This is a genomic window from Mesorhizobium sp. NZP2298, assembly GCF_013170825.1.
GTDB lineage: Bacteria > Pseudomonadota > Alphaproteobacteria > Rhizobiales > Rhizobiaceae > Mesorhizobium.
Map to the genome: position 1 here is coordinate 5,454,106 of NZ_CP033365.1, position 13,951 is coordinate 5,468,056.

At 62.6% G+C, this 13,951-nt stretch carries 14 protein-coding genes and 1 pseudogene; 4 read left to right on the forward strand and 11 right to left on the reverse strand.

Translation table 11 applies throughout. The annotated features are described in order from the left end of the window. Positions 1 to 57: 57 nt before the first annotated feature. Both EB231_RS26435 and EB231_RS26440 read right to left on the reverse strand, forming a co-directional pair. Positions 58 to 1,041, reverse strand: a complete 984-nt coding sequence (locus tag EB231_RS26435; RefSeq protein WP_246740721.1) for a hypothetical protein — start codon at positions 1,039 to 1,041, stop codon at positions 58 to 60. A gap of 92 nt (positions 1,042 to 1,133) precedes the next feature. Next, positions 1,134 to 1,742 (reverse strand): TetR/AcrR family transcriptional regulator, encoded by a 609-nt coding sequence (locus tag EB231_RS26440; protein WP_172351392.1) that lies wholly within the window; start codon positions 1,740 to 1,742, stop codon positions 1,134 to 1,136. 121 nt (positions 1,743 to 1,863) lie between these two features. On the opposite strand from EB231_RS26440, the gene EB231_RS26445 reads away from it, so the two are divergent. Beyond that, positions 1,864 to 3,084 carry an MFS transporter gene (locus EB231_RS26445; protein WP_172351393.1) on the forward strand — a complete coding sequence of 407 codons (1,221 nt, stop codon included), beginning with the start codon at positions 1,864 to 1,866 and terminating at the stop codon, positions 3,082 to 3,084. Between the two features lie 60 nt (positions 3,085 to 3,144). On the opposite strand, the gene ribB is transcribed toward EB231_RS26445, so the two are convergent. Both ribB and aroC read right to left on the reverse strand, forming a co-directional pair. Next, positions 3,145 to 4,245: a 3,4-dihydroxy-2-butanone-4-phosphate synthase gene (ribB, locus tag EB231_RS26450; protein WP_140768934.1), complete on the reverse strand. Its 1,101-nt coding sequence runs from the start codon at positions 4,243 to 4,245 to the stop codon at positions 3,145 to 3,147. Positions 4,246 to 4,365: 120 nt separating this feature from the next. Continuing rightward, entirely contained in the window at positions 4,366 to 5,460 is a 1,095-nt protein-coding gene (gene aroC / locus EB231_RS26455) for a chorismate synthase (RefSeq protein ID WP_172351394.1), read from the reverse strand. 184 nt (positions 5,461 to 5,644) lie between these two features. Here aroC and EB231_RS26460 point away from each other — a divergent pair, with 184 nt between their 5' ends. Next, positions 5,645 to 5,905, forward strand: a complete 261-nt coding sequence (locus EB231_RS26460) for a DUF1344 domain-containing protein (RefSeq protein ID WP_056564015.1) — start codon at positions 5,645 to 5,647, stop codon at positions 5,903 to 5,905. A gap of 10 nt (positions 5,906 to 5,915) precedes the next feature. Here EB231_RS26460 and EB231_RS26465 read toward each other — a convergent pair whose 3' ends face one another. The 4 genes and pseudogenes from EB231_RS26465 to EB231_RS26480 form a co-directional block, all read right to left on the reverse strand. Then, positions 5,916 to 6,503 carry a histidine phosphatase family protein gene (locus tag EB231_RS26465; RefSeq protein WP_172351395.1) on the reverse strand — a complete coding sequence of 196 codons (588 nt, stop codon included), beginning with the start codon at positions 6,501 to 6,503 and terminating at the stop codon, positions 5,916 to 5,918. A gap of 52 nt (positions 6,504 to 6,555) precedes the next feature. Continuing rightward, on the reverse strand, positions 6,556 to 7,374 hold the full coding sequence (gene fabI, locus EB231_RS26470; protein ID WP_056564020.1) for an enoyl-ACP reductase FabI: 819 nt from the start codon (positions 7,372 to 7,374) through the stop codon (positions 6,556 to 6,558). Between the two features lie 104 nt (positions 7,375 to 7,478). Further along, a pseudogene (locus EB231_RS26475) lies at positions 7,479 to 8,408 on the reverse strand (DnaJ C-terminal domain-containing protein). Positions 8,409 to 8,509: 101 nt separating this feature from the next. Then, positions 8,510 to 8,971: an RT0821/Lpp0805 family surface protein gene (locus EB231_RS26480; protein WP_172351396.1), complete on the reverse strand. Its 462-nt coding sequence runs from the start codon at positions 8,969 to 8,971 to the stop codon at positions 8,510 to 8,512. Between the two features lie 40 nt (positions 8,972 to 9,011). On the opposite strand from EB231_RS26480, the gene pdxH reads away from it, so the two are divergent. Next, positions 9,012 to 9,629: a pyridoxamine 5'-phosphate oxidase gene (gene pdxH / locus EB231_RS26485; RefSeq protein WP_172351397.1), complete on the forward strand. Its 618-nt coding sequence runs from the start codon at positions 9,012 to 9,014 to the stop codon at positions 9,627 to 9,629. A 6-nt stretch (positions 9,630 to 9,635) separates the two neighbouring features. On the opposite strand, the gene EB231_RS26490 is transcribed toward pdxH, so the two are convergent. Both EB231_RS26490 and EB231_RS26495 read right to left on the reverse strand, forming a co-directional pair. Further along, a complete protein-coding gene (locus tag EB231_RS26490; RefSeq protein WP_172351398.1) occupies positions 9,636 to 10,385 on the reverse strand; it encodes a crotonase/enoyl-CoA hydratase family protein in 750 nt (249 codons plus the stop codon). Positions 10,386 to 10,404: 19 nt separating this feature from the next. After that, entirely contained in the window at positions 10,405 to 12,174 is a 1,770-nt protein-coding gene (locus tag EB231_RS26495) for an acyl-CoA dehydrogenase (protein WP_172351399.1), read from the reverse strand. A 213-nt stretch (positions 12,175 to 12,387) separates the two neighbouring features. On the opposite strand from EB231_RS26495, the gene EB231_RS26500 reads away from it, so the two are divergent. Continuing rightward, positions 12,388 to 12,624 carry a hypothetical protein gene (locus EB231_RS26500; protein ID WP_172351400.1) on the forward strand — a complete coding sequence of 79 codons (237 nt, stop codon included), beginning with the start codon at positions 12,388 to 12,390 and terminating at the stop codon, positions 12,622 to 12,624. A 66-nt stretch (positions 12,625 to 12,690) separates the two neighbouring features. Here EB231_RS26500 and EB231_RS26505 read toward each other — a convergent pair whose 3' ends face one another. Beyond that, positions 12,691 to 13,791, reverse strand: a complete 1,101-nt coding sequence (locus EB231_RS26505) for an autotransporter domain-containing protein (protein WP_246740722.1) — start codon at positions 13,789 to 13,791, stop codon at positions 12,691 to 12,693. Positions 13,792 to 13,951 lie beyond the last annotated feature (160 nt).

Consider the following 13,951-nt stretch of genomic DNA (forward strand, 5'->3'; position numbering starts at 1 on the left):
CAAGTCAGCGGCGGCGCGCCTGAACGCCGTCGATGCCGCCCAGGCCTGCCCGGCCGATCAGCGCGTCGCGCCGGCCGTGCCCCAGCGCGAGCCGCCGAAGGAGGAAAGCGCCTTGTCCTTGAGTTCCCTGAACTTCGATGACGCCTCGGCCAGCCGCGCGTCCCAGGCCGGATCAGGCACCTGGCCGGCGATGGTCTTGAAATAGACCTGCATCAGGCAGGCGATGGCAAAGGGCTCGATGAACGCCGCCTTGAAGGCCCAGGCAAAGACGATGGCCAGCACGAAGGCCCAGCCGGCGAGCTGTCCGGGCATGAGGAAAAGAATGGCCCCGGCCGGGGCGAGCATCAGCAGAAAGATGACGAAGGACACGCCCCACATGATGACCGCCAGCCAGACGGCGTTCTTGACCATGGTCTTGCCGTTCTGGGCGTAGAGAACCACGCCCTGCCGCGCGGTTTCGAAAGGCGAGGACGAGTTGATGCGGATGTTGTAGCCGAGGATGATCTCGTCGACATAGGTGAGAGACAGGCGGATCACCGTGTTGATGAAGGAGACCAGGCCGCTCAGGCCCGGAATGGGCAGAGAGGCGGCGACGCCGCCGAGCAGGCCGGTGATCGCGCGGATGGCGCCCTTGACCAGCTGGTCGACGACGAAAAGGATGTTGGCCTCGGCGAAACGCTCGGTCACGACCTGCCGGGCATAGGCGATCTGGTTCTGGCCGGCAGGAACATGATGGCCGTCGATCAGGTGGACCATGACGGCGATATGGCCGGCCTTGACGACGTAGAGGATGTATTCGCGGATCCAGTAGACGGCGATGGAGACGATGCCGAAACCGACCACGCCGCCCCACAGGGCAAAGGACAGCGGTCCATCGGGATCGGTGGAGATATGGCCGACGCCATAGCCGACCGAGGCGCCCGTGCCGGTCGCCATGATGTAGGCCAGCGTGATGCCGAAATAGACGATCATGCGAAAGACAATGAAAGGCCAGGTCCGCATCATGATGGACACCGACCTGCCGATATCGAAATCCCACATGCCCCGAATCTCCCCTCAGAGATGGCTGGGGAGGATGCGCTCTAACCGAAGATTGTCAATCATGGGCGGGGCACCAGGCCGCAGACGGGACTTCAGTTCGATTGCGGACCCGGTTCTTTGAGCAGCCCCTCAAGCAGTTGCTTGAACGCCGCCACCACCTTCCTCGACGTGGCTTCGGGGTCGTTTGAATTGGCGATCCGCTGCGACGCCTGGCTGCTCGCCCCGTTGATAAGGCGCGCGGCCGTTTCAGGGTCGACGCCCGGGACGACCACCCCTTCCCTCTGCAGCGCGGTCAGATGATCCGTCATTGAGCCAACGCAGGCATTGGCATTCGACCATTGTGCCGGATCGCCCAGCACAGCAGGGCCATCCCGGAACATTATGCGCTGGATTTCCGGCTCCAGCGCCATCTCGATATAGGTGGTGCATTCGTCGACGAAACGCTGCCAGCGGGTCGGCGCTCTCGATGCGATCTCGTTCACCCGAGCCGCCATCTCGCCGTCGATTTCGGCGATAACCGCCTCCAGCAGCCCCTTCTTGTCGCCGAAGTGATGATAGAGCGCGCCGCGCGTCAGCCCGGCGGATGCCGTGAAATCGTCCATCGACGCTTCGGCATATCCGATCGAACCGAACGCCTGGCGGGCAGCGGCGATCAGCTTGGCGCGCGTCTCGGCGATCATCTCCTTGCGGGGTCTGCGCATTCTGCCTGGCCTTATTCACATACGCAACGTATGCCAATTGACATACGCTGCGTATGATCTATCTAGTTCCCATACGCTCCGTATGTAATTGGCATATCGCCTTTTGTCGAGGAACCGGATCATGCAGAACCCTTACTCAGAGATCTTTCGCGCCCCCGGTGCCAAGGGCTTCGCAGCCGCCGGTTTCCTGGCGCGCCTGCCGATCGCCATGGCGCCCATCGGCATCGTGGCGATGCTGTCGCAGACACGTGGCGAATACTGGCTGGCCGGCGCTGTCTCGGCGACATTCGCATTGGCCAACGCTTTCCTGGCGCCGCAAATATCAAGACTGGTCGACCGCCTTGGCCAGACCCGGATCGTCGTGCCCACCACAATCATCTCCGTGCTCGCATTCCTGGCGCTGATTGCATCGGCCAATAAGGACTGGCCGGTCTGGACGCTGTTCGTGTCGGCGCTGCTGGCCGCCGCCATGCCCAGCATGCCGGCAATGGTGCGCGCACGCTGGACCGAGATTTTCCGCGGCCGGCCCGAGATGAGCACCGCCTTCGCCTTCGAGTCGGCGGCGGATGAGTTGGTCTACATCGCCGGCGCATCACTGTCGGTGGGCTTGAGTGCCGCCCTGTTCCCGGAAGCGGGCATGCTGGCGAGCACGCTGTTCCTTGCCTTGGGCTCGACGGCGTTCATCCTGCAGCGATCGACCGAGCCGCAAGTGCGGCCGATTGGTCACGGCTCGAGCGGCTCCGCAATCCGCCTGCGCCCGGTGCAGATCATCACATTCGCCCTGATCTTCATCGGTGCCACCTTCGCGACGACGGAAGTCAGCACCGTGGCAATCACCAAGGAACTCGGCCAACCCGGCGCCGCCAGCCTCGTCATTGGCGTCTACGCGCTGGGGTCGTTCGTGCTCGGCATCATTGTCGGGGCGCTCAATCTGAAAACACCGCTGCAACGCCAGTTGGCCATCGCGGTAGCCGTCATCGCGGTCAGCACGCTGCTGCCGCTCACCGCCGGCACCGTGCCGCTTCTGGCACTCACCGTCTTCATCAGCGGCGTGGCCATCTCACCGACCTTCATCACGGCCTTCGGCCTGATCGAGCGGCATGTGCCCGAAGCGATGCTGACGGAGGGCATCACCTGGGTGACCACGGGGATCGGTATCGGCATGGCACTGGGCTCCTTCGCCGCCGGCGCCGTGGTGGACGCATTCGGCGCCCAGAGCGGGTTCTGGGTTTCAGTGGCGGCAGGCACCATCGCGTTGATCACGGTGCTGCTTGGCCAGCACAGCCTTGCCACCCATAAATGCGAGTTGGAGGGATGCGACGACGCCGCCGTTCCGGCCTAGTGACCGCCAGGATATGTCGAGATTCAGGTCAGGCCGACCTCACCTGAATATCAACATGGCCTAGAGAATCTCGGTCTTCGCGATATGGATGCCAAAACCCTCGAGGCCGACATAGTGGCGCTCGCGCGAGGCGATCAGGTTGATCGAGGAAATGCCGAGGTCCTTCAGGATTTGCGCGCCGAGGCCGATCTCGCGCCATTCGTTCTCGCGCCGGCGGGCCTCTTCATGATCCTCGCGGTCGCCGCTTGCCGGCCGTTTGCGTTCCTGATGCGCGACGCCGACGGAACCCTCTCGCAGATAGACGATGACACCGCGCTTGCGCTCGCCCATCGCCTTCATGATGCCGTCCAGCCGATGGCTGGTGCCGAAGACGTCGGTCACCACATCCTCGGAATGCAGCCGCACCGGCACGTCCTCGCCGTCGCGGATGTCGCCGAAAACGACAGCGACGTGATGCATTGTGTCCCACGGCAGCGTGTAGGTGAAGACCTGTGCCTTGCCGCCGAGCGTGTCGATGTCGGAGCAAGCGACGCGCTCGACCAGCGTTTCCTTGCGCTGTCGGTAGGCGATGAGGTCGGCGACCGAGACCTGTTTCAGACCATGCTCTTCAGCGAAAGCCTGCACCTGCGGGCCGCGCTTGACGGTGCCGTCGTCATTGACCAGTTCCGAAATGACACCGATCGGCGGCAAGCCCGCGAGCTTGCAGAGATCAACGGCCGCCTCGGTATGGCCCGAACGCATCAGGACCCCGCCTTCGCGCGCGATCAGCGGGAAGATGTGGCCGGGACGGACGAAATCGGAGGCGCCGACATTGCCGTTGGCGAGGTTGCGCACGGTGAGCGTGCGGTCGTCGGCCGAAATGCCCGTCGTCGTGCCATGCTTGAAATCGACGCTGACAGTGAAGGCGGTGGTGTGCGCGGAATCATTGTCGGCGACCATCGGCTGCAGGTTGAGCCGCTTGGCCTCCTCGCGCGGCATCGGCGTGCACACGATGCCGGAGGTGTTGCGCACGATGAAGGCCATCTTTTCCGGCGTGCAGTGAACAGCGGCGACAATCAGGTCGCCCTCATTCTCGCGCCCGTCATCATCCATGACGACGACGATCTCGCCACGTTCGAAGGCTCGGATGGCTTCGACAATCTTCTTCTGATCGTAAGGCATGGGCGCTCGCTTTGCTCGCAGGGCAGTAGGGAATAGGGCAGTGAGGAAGTAGGGAAAAGGAAAGTTTTGGCTGTTTCGGCGGGCAACGTAACATACTGCCCTGTTGCCTTATTCCTCTCCCTACCCCGTCTGTCCTCGATGCCGCAGATAGTGGTCAGCGATCGCGCAGGCAACCATCGCCTCGCCGATCGGCACGGCGCGGATGCCGACGCAGGGGTCGTGGCGACCCTTGGTCATCACCTCGACGTCGTTGCCGTCCTTGTCGATCGACTTTCGCGGTGTCAGGATCGACGAGGTCGGCTTGACGGCGAAGCGCGCAATGATCGCCTGTCCAGTCGAGATGCCGCCGAGGATGCCACCGGCATTGTTGGACAGGAACACCGGCTTGCCGTCATTGCCCATGCGCATTTCGTCGGCATTCTGTTCGCCGGTGATACGGGCGGCCTCGAAACCGTTGCCGATCTCGACGCCCTTGACGGCATTGATGGACATCAGCCCGGAGGCGATGTCCTGGTCGAGCTTGGCGTAGATCGGCGCGCCGAGACCTGGCGGAACGCCATCGGCGACGATCTCGATCACCGCGCCGACCGACGAACCAGCCTTGCGGATTCCATCGAGGTACTGCGTAAAAACGGGAACAGAAGCGGGATCGGGGGTGAAGAACGGGTTCTCGGCATCACCGATGAAATTCCAGTTCCAATTGGCGCGATCGATCGACTTCTCGCCCATAGACACCAATGCGCCGCGCACCACCATGCCCGGCACTACCTTGCGGGCAAGCGCTCCTGCAGCAACGCGCGCGGCCGTCTCGCGGGCCGAGGAGCGACCGCCGCCACGATAGTCGCGTATGCCGTATTTGACGTCATAGGTGTAATCGGCATGGCCCGGCCGGTACTGGCGCGCGATCTCGCCATAGTCCTTCGAGCGCTGGTCGACATTCTCGATCAGCATCGAGACCGGCGTGCCTGTGGTGATCATCGTCTGGCTGTCCCCGTCGAGGACAAAACCGGACAGCACCTTCACCTCGTCCGGCTCGCGGCGCTGGGTGACGAAGCGCGACTGGCCCGGCCGGCGCTTGTCGAGTTCGGCCTGGATTTCATCCCGCGTGAAGCGGATGCCTGGCGGGCAGCCGTCGACCACGCAGCCGAGCGCTGCTCCATGGCTTTCGCCCCAGGTGGTGACGCGGAAAAGGTGGCCGAACGTGTTGTGAGACATGGAAAACTGCCCTGCCCGGCAGCCGAGCCGGTTGAAGCCTGCCTTCTATTGGCGTTTTTTGCGGTGGTCAAACTGTCATCCCCGCCGTTTAAGTTTTGACACATTCGGCTGGTTTCTGCTTTCTTCCATCCGCCGTTGAGGATCCGCCGCCACAGTGCCGGCGCAATGACCAAAGAGGACAATCATGCGTACCCTGATTGGCGCTGTTGCCGCCATGCTGCTTTGTTCCACCGCCGCCTTCGCCGGACAGACCGAGGGCCTGATCAAGAAGATCGACAAGGATGCGCTGACGCTGACGCTGGACGACGGCAAATCCTACAAGCTGAACGCCGAAACCGATCTCGACTCCCTGAAGCCGGGCATGGACATCGTCATCGCTTACGACGTGACCAATGGCGAGAATGTCGTGACCGATATGCAGTTGCCGGACAGCGACACGAACTAGCTCAGGCGGCTTAAAGCCACTCCAGGCTCTGTCCTTCGAGCTTGAGCACGCGATCCTGCGGTATCTCCAGGTTCGCGGCCTCGTCCTCGGCCATATCCAGCACAAAACGGAACAGGGTGCGCATGACGCCGCCATGCGTCACGCAGATCGTCCTGCGGTCAAGTTCGTCGAAGCAAGGCTTCACCCGTTCGAGCAGCATCTGGTAGCTTTCCGCCCCCTCGCCGGGCGGCTGAAAATTCCATTTGTCCAGGGCGCGTGACCGGCTTGCTCCGGGAGACTGCGTCTCGAGCTCGGCGAAGGTAAAGCTCTGCCAGTCGCCGAAATTGACCTCAACCAGCCTGACATCGGTTCGATAGGCGAGCGGATCGAGCTTCATCGCGGCGCGGATGCGTTCCATCGTTTCGCGCGTCCGCCGCATCGGGCTGGCGACGAAATCGAAATCCCTGACATCGTCGACAAGTTCGGCCAGCCGATGCCCGTTTCCGGTCGCCTGTTCGCAACCAAGGGCATTGAGATCGGTGTCGGCCTGGCCCTGAAGCCGGAACTCGGCGTTCCACGCAGTCTGGCCGTGGCGCACGATATAAACCAGCGGGTACATCAGGTCTTCCGGAGGTCGGGCAAGGGCCTGGGCGGAGGATGAGCGGAGGGAGTTAGTCCTTGACCGTCGAAATATCGGGCGCGTCGACCGCCTTCATGCCGACCACGTGATAGCCGGAATCGACATGATGCACTTCGCCGGTGACGCCACGCGACAGGTCGGACAGGAAATAGACGCCGGAATCGCCGACCTCTTCCTGGGTGACCGTCTGCTTCAGCGGCGAATTGTATTCGTTCCATTTCAGGATGTAGCGGAAGTCGCCGATGCCGGAGGCGGCCAGAGTCTTGATCGGCCCGGCGGAGATGGCATTGACGCGGATCTTCTTGGCGCCAAGATCGACGGCGAGGTAACGCACGCTGGCCTCGAGCGCGGCCTTGGCGACGCCCATGACGTTGTAGTGCGGCATCACCTTCTCGGCGCCATAGTAGGTCAGCGTCAGCAGCGAGCCGCCATCGGTCATCAGCGCTTCGGCGCGCTTGGCTATGGTGGTGAAGGAATAGACCGAAATGTCCATCGTGCGCAGGAAGTTGTCGCGCGTCGTCTCGACATAGCGGCCGGTCAGTTCGTCCTTGTCGGAAAAAGCGATGGCGTGGACGAGGAAGTCGAGCTTGCCCCAATGCTTGGCGACATTGGCAAAAACCTCGTCGAGGCTCGCCGGGTCTGTGACGTCGCAATGGCCGGCGACAAAGGCGCCCAGTTCCGCCGCCAGCGGCTCGACGCGCTTCTTGAACGCCTCCCCCTGATAGGTCAGCGCGATCTCGGCACCATGATCCACACAGGCCTTGGCGATGCCATAGGCAATCGACCTGTTGTTCGCGACGCCAAGAATGAGGCCGCGCTTGCCGGCCATCAGGCCCTGTCCACCCGCCATGTGAGCGCTCTCCGCAAGGTTTGTGCTTTGTGGAGTGCCTATCGCACAGGCACACTGCCCCTTCAAGCGCTCAAACCGGACAGTTCGGGGGACAAAGCGCTGGATCAGCCTTTTTGGCCGCGCAACAGCATTTCCAGCGCGCTGTCGCCGCCTTCCGGCAGCATGATGCGCACATGGGCGTAGAGGTCGCCATGGCCGCCGGCCTTTTCCGGAAGACCCCGCCCTTTCAGGCGCAGCACCTTGTCCGAACTCGACCAGGCGGGAACGTTGACCGCTAGCTTGCCGGTCGGTGTCTCGACCGGCACCTTGGCGCCCAGCACCGCATCCGCCAGCGGCACCGGCAGATCGGCATGCAGGTCGCGGCCTTCGATGCGGTAGCGCGGGTGCCGGCGGATATGGATCTTGACCAGCGCGTCGCCAGGCTGGCCCGGCCCCTGCTCGCCCTGCCCCTTCAACCGGATGGTCTGACCATCCTCGACAAAGGCCGGCAGCTTGACAGCCACCTTGCGGCCATCGGGAAACATCGCCGTCACCTTTTCGGCGTTCGCCGCTTCCTCGATGGTGACGTCGAGCGTGACGTTCAGATCGGCCGCCGTCGCCGGCTGGCGACGGTCGCCCGCGCCCGCGCCGCGCGCGCCGGAAAAGGCGTCGCCGAAAATCTGGCTGAAAATATCGCTGTTGCCGTCGAAAGGATCGCCGCCCGGGCGCCCTGACCGGAATTCGAATCGCGAACCACCGGGCCCTTGCTGGCGGCGAAACCCTGCAAAGGGGTCGCCACCACCGGCGGCACCTTCTAAACCCTGGAAGCGCGGCTTGCCGTCGGCATCGATCTCGCCGCGATCGAAAGCGGCACGGTTCTTCTCGTCGCCGACGATCTCTTAGGCCTGATTGGCCGCGGCAAAACGGTCCTTCGCCTTGGGATCATTCGGATTCTGGTCCGGATGATGTTTCTTGGCGAGTTTCCGGTATGCCGATTTTATGTCCTTGGCCGATGCGTTCTTTGCAACGCCCAGCACCTCATACGGGTCGCGCATGCGTTCTGCCCTGGAGAAGAGTTGAGTCCATACTTGCCCCCTATATGCGCTCGAATAGGAAGAAATTCCAGTAGCGGACCGTCATATCAAAAAGCGGAAAGTCAGAGCGCCTTGAAGCCCTGCATGCGCCAGCCGCCGGCACCGGCAAGGCACAGTTCACCCTCGAACATGGCAACGCCGTCAAAGCTTTCGCGTGAGGCCTTGAAGCGGCGGCACGTCTGGCCCCGGTCCTTCAACTCCGCCAGTTCGGTGATGGAGCCACGCGACCCGGTGCCGGCATTCGCCCACGGCACGGCCTGGCCGCCGAGTTGCTCGATATCGGCGGAGGACACCGCATTGCCGATCGTCGTCTGATCGGAGTCGCGATCCGAATCGGCGGGCGCGGATGAAGCCGAGGTGCTACTGGTCAGGATCGAGCGGTCGACTTCGGCTTTTTCCAGGCTGAATCCACCTGCGCCACAGCCAACAAGAGGCAGGGCGATTGACACGATCGCCGCTTTCGCGCTGGCCGAAGCGATAACGCTCCATTGCCTGCTGTCAAAAGCCTGCGCGATACGCGACAATCGGCAACCTCCCCCGGTTCGTGACAATTTGAGAAAAACTATGAGTGACACAGAGTTAACAAGCAGTGACTTTACCGAGGCGGCCGAGCCGTTTCGACTCTTTGCCGCATGGCTGGACGACGCCACCAAGAGCGAAATCAATGATGCCAATGGCGTGGCGCTGGCTACCGTCGATGGCGAGGGCATGCCGGATGTGCGGATGGTGCTGCTCAAGGGCTTCGATGAAGGCGGCTTTGTTTTCTACACGAATTTCGAGAGCGCGAAGGGCCAGGAGATTCTTGGCAGCATGAAGGCGGCGATGTGTTTCCACTGGAAATCGCTGCGCCGCCAGGTGCGCATTCGCGGCCCGGTGGAGATCGTCAGCGACGCCGAAGCCGACGCCTATTATGGGACGCGGCCACGCGGCAGCCGCATCGGTGCCTGGGCCTCGAAACAGTCACGGCCGCTTGAAAGCCGCTTCGCGCTTGAGAAAGCGGTCGCCGAATACACGGCGCGTTATGCCATCGGCGAGATTCCGCGGCCAAAACACTGGTCGGGTTTCCGTATCGTCCCAAAGACGATCGAGTTCTGGCACGACAGGCCGTTCCGATTGCATGACCGGGTGGTCTTTTCACGCAACGCCAAGGGCGGGTGGGACAAGACGCGGCTTTATCCCTGAGGCTTGCTACTTCTTCCTTGTCATGAACGCCGTGAGCGCCGCGCGCGCCTCATCCGACTTCAGCCGCTCGCGGAAATGCTCGCTTTCCTCGCCGATGCGCGCGACGAGGTCGTCGCGTGGGCCGCGCATGAGATCGCGCGCGATCTTCAGCGCCTGCGGCGGCTTGGCCGCGATCTGGCCGGCAGCCGACAGCACCGATGCCTCCAGCGCACCCTCCTCGACCACCTCGTAAATCAGGCCGGCGGCCTTCGCACGCCCGGCGGAAAAGCCCTCGCCAAGGCCAAGCAGCGCGAACGCGCCTTGCTGCCCCAGGACCCGCGGCGCCAACAGGCTCGATCCTGCCTCGGGCACGAGGCCAAGATCGACGAAAGGCGTCCTGAAGACGGTGCGCGGCGTGGCGAAGGTCAGGTCGCAATGCAGGTTTATCGTGGTGCCGATGCCGACCGCGATGCCGTCGACGCCGGAGACGATGGGTTTTTCGACCCTGGCCAGCGCCATGAGGAAATCCCAGACTTCCGTGCCGCCGTCGCCACCCGTGGCCACGACCATGAAATCGGCAAGGTCGTTGCCCGAGGAGAACGCGCCGGGCACGCCGAGGAACACATGGACGCGGATCGCCGGATCGGCGTCACCCTCGGCCAGGGTTTGCGACATCTTGGCGTACATGGCGCGCGTCAGCGCGTTCTTCTTGTCCGGGCGATTCATGCGGATGACCTGGATGGCGCCCTGGCGCTCGACGAGGATATGGTCTGTCACAGTGCTTTCCTTGTGAACGTCAGGCTGAAATCAGTGTCTTGCCGGCGGCCACGAGGCTTTCCGCGCCATCGACAACACGCCCTTTCAGGGCACCCGTCTCGCCGAGCAGGTTTTCGGCAAAGAAGCGGCAAAGGCCGATGCGGCCCTGATCGGCAAGAGCGCTCCGGGCCAGATAGGCGCCGCCGGCGGCAAGCGAGATCAGCCTGAGATAAGGCGTCGCCCCCGCCAGCACCTCCTCCGTCCAGCCGTCCGCCGACAGTTTTTGCAGAAAACGCGTCGCCTGCGTCAGATCGCCGAGTGCTGCGTCGAGCGCATCCGCGGTGCGACCGAAACCTTGCAGATCTGATGTGCGCACGGCCTTGGCGGCCACAGCCAGTTCGCCGATGAAGCCGTGCACATGCTCGCCGCCGCCGAGCGGTAGCTTGCGGGTGACCAGGTCGATCGCCTGGATGCCGTTGGTGCCCTCGTAGATCGGCGCGATGCGCGCGTCGCGGTAGAGAGCCGCCGCGCCCGTCTCCTCAATGAAGCCCATGCCGCCATGCACCTGGAGGCCGAGCGAGGCCACTTCGACGCCGACATCGGTCGAAAACGCCTTGGCCAGCGGCGTCAAAAGATTGGCACGATCACGCCAATGCGCAGCCTGGTCACCCTCCGAGACCCGCGCCATGTCGATCGCATGGGCACAGGAATAGCTGATCGCCCTCGCCGTCTGCGTCAGCGCCTTCATGGTCAAGAGATTGCGTTGCACGTCGGGGTGGTGAACGATCGGCGCCATGCCGGCGCCGGCGTAATCCGCCGCCTTGCCCTGGCGGCGCTCATTGGCATAGGCGATCGCCTTCTGGGTGGCGGTTTCCGCGACGGCGACCCCCTGCATGCCGACGGCCAGGCGGGCATTGTTCATCATGGTGAACATGCAAGCGAGGCCCTTGTTCTCCTCGCCGATCAGCCAGCCAATGGCGCCGGGCTTGGCGCCCTGGAACCCATCGCCATAGATCATGGTGCAGGTCGGCGAGGCATGGATCCCGAGCTTGTGCTCGAGGCCGGAACAGAAGACATCGTTGCGAGCGCCGAGCGAGCCGTCGTCGCCGACCAGGAATTTCGGCACCAGGAACAACGAGATGCCGCGCGTGCCGGACGGTGCGTCCGGCAGCCGCGCCAGCACCAGATGGATGATGTTGTCGGTGAAATCGTGCTCGCCATAGGTGATGAAGATCTTCTGGCCGAAGATGCGGTAAGTGCCGTTGCCGGCAGGCTCGGCGCGGGCGCGCAAGGCAGCGAGGTCCGAGCCCGCCTGGGGCTCGGTCAGGTTCATCGTGCCCATCCATTCGCCGGAGACGAGCTTTTCGAGATATTTTGCCTTGAGCTCTTCCGAAGCATGCTTGTCCAGCGCTTCGACCGCGCCCATGGTCAGCGTCGGGCCGATGCCGAAGGCCATGGCGGCCGAATTCCACATTTCGAGCGCGGCGACGCCCAGCATGGTCGGCAGCGCCTGGCCACCATACTCCTCGGGCCCGGACAGTGCGTTCCAGCCGCCATCGATCCAACGGCGATAGAGCTCCTTCCAGCCGGGCGGTGTGGTAACGGCAGCGTCCTTCAGCATAGCACCGTGTTCGTCGCCGATCTTGTAGAGGGGGGCCACTTCCTCGGTGGCGAAACGGCCTGCTTCGCCAAGGACGGCATCGACCAGATCCTCGCTGAGATCGCCAAATACGCCGGCATCGAGCCCCTGCTTGAGCCCAGCCACGTGCTTCAGCGTAAAGGCGATATCCTCTACCGGTGCCCGATACATGCCGCTCGATCCTCCTGATGCATCGGCCTCGCCGACCCTAGAGCCAGTTCCGGCGCAAAACCATCCGCCTTTGGGCCGTCTCCCATCTTCTTTTTACGTAAACGTCAAAATTTGTCACGCGGATTTTGCAATCACGCTGGCCTGTATTAAATTCTGTCGAAGCCGGATCAAGTCGACCGGCGACGGACCAGAACCAGCCGACCGGAACATCTCATGCTCGCCAGACCCGACGCCTACCGCTGCATCGAATGCGGCCTGCCCTATCGCGCACCGGGATTCTGGTACCATGAGGGCAGAGTGGAACATGGTGCGGCCTACTGGTCGGATCGCGGCATATTGTGCTCGCCGCAATGCTCGCTGGCCCACCACCGCAAACGCGCCGCCGAAGGCACGCTGCGGCAGGAGCCCGCGCCCGACCCGTTTGAATTTCCGCCAAGCATCCGGCGCTAACCGAATAGTCGCCCGCCGAGCATCTTGCGTTGCCGGCGACGGAAATGACCATCCTGTCGTCTATGTTCAGAAGGCGATCTTTACGCCCAGCTTGCCACTGACGGTTGAACTGTCTTGGGACCACTTGCCCCGGATCTCACTGCTGACGGTGGTCGATTGGGACATTTTCAGATTGAAGCCTGCCGACACCGCCGCCGAGAAGTCCGCATCTTCGAAGCTACTTTCGATTCCGGATACGCTCGCGGTGTTTGAATAGCCGAAGCGCTGCTGCAGATCGGCTCGCGCATAAGGGCTGATCACCATACCGTTTCCGAGTTGATAATCGGCATAAACTCCGGGCTCGAACTTGATTGCGCCAAATGACAGGCGGCTTTTTCCGTACGAAACACCAGAGCTGTCCGTGTATTCGTCGCCGGTGAAACTAACACCAAGCAATCCACCACGCAGATCGAAGCGCACCCGATCGGTCAAGTTGAAGATGTGGCCGATCGACCCCGTCACGGCGTAGCCTTGTGTGTCATACGTGCCGGAGCCGAGGCCCGTGCTTTCGACATCGGTGTTGCCGAGGAAGGCCGATGCAGCCACGAGCATATAGCTGGTGCCGCGACGATAGAGCCCATAACCGCCGAACATACCGCTTCTGTTGGTGGCTTCGCCGTTGGGAGGAAAGAAACCGAGCGCATTGGCGTCTACGTTGGCCGAAGCATAGCCGCCAAACAGCCCCAGGTTTAGTCCGTGCTCATTGTCGAAACCGAAGTGCTTTGCAGCGTTGAAGTCCACGCTGACCGCGGCGGAAAATTCGTCAACGTCGAAATCCGGTCCGGTGATCACGGTCGGTCCCTGTGAAATCGTGAAGCCGTCGTGCTTCGTGTGCGCCAACTGGCCCGAAGCGAAGACGCCGAACGGCGTCGACAAAGCCTGCGGGGGTCCGTTCGCAAGGCCGACATCTGACTCGATTGCGTTATCGACAACGCCCAGAAGCGCATCCAGGGACGTGTCGACAACCGCGCCATTGGCTATGCCGTTGAGATAGCACTGCCCTGACAGAACAGTTCCCTCGCCAACGAAGATGCAGGCGGCGGCCTTCGAAGGCAGGAGGACGACCATAGCACCGATCGAGAGCGCAATCGCGTTGACCGGGTCAAAATGCCATTTCTTTGCTGTCATTGTCATTTCCCCTCTTTATTACAAGTAAGACAATAATAATCAGGGATGCAATTCGCCGGCGATATTCAAAATATCCGTCCGGCTTCAGCGCGCGCGCTCAACATACTGCGACTGCACTATAAGGACTATAACATGTTATGCCCTGGGAAGATATGGTTTC